The organism is Escherichia sp. XD33 (genome assembly GCF_019375075.1).
GTDB lineage: Bacteria > Pseudomonadota > Gammaproteobacteria > Enterobacterales > Enterobacteriaceae > Enterobacter > Enterobacter flexneri_A.
Genome location: NZ_JAENDM010000134.1, coordinates 1 through 3,119, shown reverse-complemented (window position 1 = coordinate 3,119; position 3,119 = coordinate 1). Strand labels below are relative to the sequence as shown.

Here is a 3,119-nt window from a genome sequence, read left to right as displayed (position 1 = left end):
GAAGGCCATCACCCGTTCAGAAAGCTATCTGTGTGCCATGAAAGCCGGTGCCTGCCGGTATGACACGGAAGGGTATGTGACGGAGCATATTTCTCAGGAGGAGGAAGCGTATGCGGCAGAGCGTCTGGATAAAATCCGCCGCCAGAACCGGATAAAGGCAGAACTTCAGGCCGTGCTTGATGAGAAATAAAAAAAAGCCTCCATCAGAGAGAGGAGGCAGGGAAATAAGGCTTAAAAGGAAATAACTTCCGTACCCGAAAGGAAGCCAGTCCACTGAATTATTTACCACAATAATACTGACGACTAAAAGGGAGGGGCAGAAAAATGAATGGATTCAGAAACAGTTCACGGAACGGTCAGGTCTGGCGTTACCAGCGTGCCGGCGGGCGGGCCGTTATTCTGGAGGTCAGTGGACGCTGGATGGAAGCGGCAGAAGCATGGCGACGGGCTGCCTGTGTTACGCCCCGGACAGACTGGCAGCAGTTTGCCCAAAAAAGGGCTGAACACTGCCACCGGCGCTGCCGGGGAAGGGGGTAACGAAAAAAGCAGCCTTCATTACACCAGAAGTCAGAAGGCTGAAAGGAGTTTATGAGATTTGCTTTTTTTAGTTTCATCTTCATACCTTATTGGGTGTATTAAAAACAGTAGGCTGCCAAAGTTTTAAACAAGTTTCAATTCTCCATGACTGCTCAGCATCAGCCAGAGGGAATTCCCATTCTGGACCAGCGGGAGCATACGAATAATAATTTACGGGTTTCCCCGCTCCCGGCGTTTTTGTAACAAAAACAGGCAAATGGGGGTAATAGTCAGCAACAGGGAATGTGGTATTATCGCGGCGGGTGTCTGAGCCTTTCTGGTTCAGGCAAGACGCAGGTACCAGAAATGCGAAGACCCCACTCGTTAATCCATTAACTCGTGAGGTCTGCATGAAGTACCTTAACACTACTGATTGTAGCCTCTTCTTTGCAGAGAGGTCAAAGTTTATGACGAAATATGCCCTTATCGGGTTGCTCGCCGTGTGCGCCACTGTGTTGTGTTTTTCACTGATATTCAGGGAACGGTTATGTGAGCTGAATATTCACAGAGGAAATACAGTGGTGCAGGTAACTCTGGCCTACGAAGCACGGAAGTAAGCTGCCGGGCGGGGACGGAAGTCCCCGCTTTCCGGAAGTGCGAGGTATTTCAGGGGCAGACACCCTATATACCAGAAACAGCCGGTCCCCTGGCTAAGGCATTTCCAGCTTTTCAGTCATTTCATTATCAAAATCACATTAAACGGTCGTAATCAGACATGATTTGTGCGCCAACACAGATCATCGTCACAACTTTCAAGTCGCTGATTTCAAAAAACTGTAGTATTCTCTGCGAAACGATCCCTGTTTGAGAATTGAGGAGGCGAGATGTCGCAGAAAGAAAATGCAGTGACTTCCTCATCAGGCACCAAGCGTACATACCGGAAAGGTAACCCTGTTCCGGCTAGAGAGAGGCAAAGAGCTTCTCTGGCTCGCAGAAGCAACACTCATAAGGCTTTTCATGCGGTTATTCAGGCCCGGTTAAAAGACAGGCTGAGTGAACTGGCGGATGAGGAAGGTATTACTCAGGCGCAGATGCTTGAAAAACTGATTGAATCAGAGCTGAAACGCAGAGCGACTTCGTAAATATTCACATTCTTGCTTATCTCAGGAGTGAGTGGTAGATTACTGATCGTTTAAGGAATTTTGTGGCTGGCCACGCCGTAAGGTGGCAGGGAACTGGTTCTGATGTGGATTTACAGGAGCCAGGAAAGTGAAAACCCCGATAATCTTCTTCAAGTTTGGCGACTAGAAAGATTATCGGGGCCCCATAAAACCACATAGCCAACAATTCAGCTATGTGGGGAGTATAGTTATATGCCCGGAAAAATTCAAGACATCTTTCTGTGCTCACTCCTTCTGTGCATTGTAAGTGCAGGATGGTGTGACTGATCTTCAACAAACGTATTACCGCCAGGTAAAGAACCCGAATCCGGTGTTTACACCCCGTGAAGGTGCCGGAACGCTGAAGTTCTGCGAAAAACTGATGGAAAAGGCGGTGGGCTTCACTTCCCGTTTTGATTTCGCCATTCATGTGGCGCATGCCCGTTCGCGTGGTCTGCGTCGACGCATGCCACCGGTACTGCGTCGCCGGGCCATTGATGCGCTGCTGCAGGGGCTGTGTTTTCACTATGACCCGCTGGCCAACCGCGTCCAGTGCTCCATCACCACACTGGCCATTGAGTGCGGACTGGCGACGGAGTCTGCTGCTGGAACACTCTCCATCACCCGAGCCACTCGTGCCCTGACATTCCTGTCAGAGCTGGGACTGATTACCTACCAGACGGAATATGACCCGCTTATTGGCTGCTATATTCCGACCGACATCACGTTCACACCGGCGCTGTTTGCTGCTCTCGATATCTCAGAAGAGGCGGTGGCTTCCGCACGCCGCAGCCGTGTGGAATGGGAAAACAGACAGCGCAAAAAGCAGGGGCTGGATACCCTGGGTATGGATGAGCTGATAGCGAAAGCCTGGCGTTTTGTGCGTGAGCGTTTCCGCAGTTACCAGACAGAGCTTAAGTCCCGTGGAATAAAACGTGCCCGTGCGCGTCGTGATGCGAACAGGGAACGTCAGGATATCGTCACCCTGGTGAAACGGCAGCTGACGCGTGAAATCTCGGAAGGGCGCTTCTCTGCCTGTCGTGAGGCGGTAAAACGTGAAGTGGAGCGTCGTGTGAAGGAGCGCATGATTCTGTCACGTAACCGCAATTACAGCCGGCTGGCCACCGCTTCCCCCTGAAAGTGACCTCCTCAGAATAATCCGGCCTGCGCCGGAGGAATCCGCACGTCTGAAGCCCGCCAGTACAGAAAAAACAGCACCACATACAAAAAACAACCTCACCATCCACCTTCTGGAGCATCCGGTTCCCCCTGTTTTTAATACAAAATACGCCTCAGCGACGGGGAATTTTGCTTATCCACATTAAACTGCAAGGGACTTCCCCATAAGGTTACAACCGTTCATGTCATAAAGCGCCAGCCGCCAGTCTTACAGGGTGCAATGTATCTTTTAAACACCTGTTTATATCTCCTTTAAACTACTTA

The 3,119-nt window shown here is 50.5% G+C and carries 7 protein-coding genes; 6 read left to right on the top strand and 1 reads right to left on the bottom strand.

All coding sequences use genetic code 11. The features are described from left to right. The 4 genes from K0778_RS25415 to K0778_RS25400 form a co-directional block, all read left to right on the top strand. The coding region (locus K0778_RS25415) for a ProQ/FINO family protein (RefSeq protein ID WP_250666414.1) at nucleotides 1–190 on the top strand (190 nt) is incomplete at its 5' end. Between the two features lie 134 nt (nucleotides 191–324). Continuing rightward, a complete protein-coding gene (locus tag K0778_RS25410; RefSeq protein WP_001541896.1) occupies nucleotides 325–537 on the top strand; it encodes an ANR family transcriptional regulator in 213 nt (70 codons plus the stop codon). Between the two features lie 389 nt (nucleotides 538–926). Further along, nucleotides 927–1,133, top strand: a complete 207-nt coding sequence (locus tag K0778_RS25405) for a Hok/Gef family protein (RefSeq protein ID WP_001351576.1) — start codon at nucleotides 927–929, stop codon at nucleotides 1,131–1,133. Nucleotides 1,134–1,400: 267 nt separating this feature from the next. Beyond that, on the top strand, nucleotides 1,401–1,658 hold the full coding sequence (locus tag K0778_RS25400; RefSeq protein WP_001541895.1) for a replication regulatory protein RepA: 258 nt from the start codon (nucleotides 1,401–1,403) through the stop codon (nucleotides 1,656–1,658). Nucleotides 1,659–1,674: 16 nt separating this feature from the next. On the opposite strand, the gene K0778_RS28520 is transcribed toward K0778_RS25400, so the two are convergent. Further along, nucleotides 1,675–1,926, bottom strand: a complete 252-nt coding sequence (locus tag K0778_RS28520; RefSeq protein WP_306293294.1) for a replication protein RepA — start codon at nucleotides 1,924–1,926, stop codon at nucleotides 1,675–1,677. On the opposite strand from K0778_RS28520, the gene tap reads away from it, so the two are divergent. Both tap and repA read left to right on the top strand, forming a co-directional pair. Continuing rightward, complete coding sequence (gene tap / locus K0778_RS25395; RefSeq protein WP_097731093.1) at nucleotides 1,902–1,964, top strand: RepA leader peptide Tap; 63 nt, start codon at nucleotides 1,902–1,904, stop codon at nucleotides 1,962–1,964. The genes K0778_RS28520 and tap overlap by 25 nt on opposite strands. Then, the gene (gene repA, locus K0778_RS25390; protein WP_039002220.1) at nucleotides 1,957–2,814 is read left to right on the top strand and encodes an incFII family plasmid replication initiator RepA; all 858 of its coding nucleotides are present in this window, start codon (nucleotides 1,957–1,959) and stop codon (nucleotides 2,812–2,814) included. Before tap ends, repA begins: the two co-directional genes overlap by 8 nt. The last annotated feature ends 305 nt before the right edge of the window (nucleotides 2,815–3,119 follow it).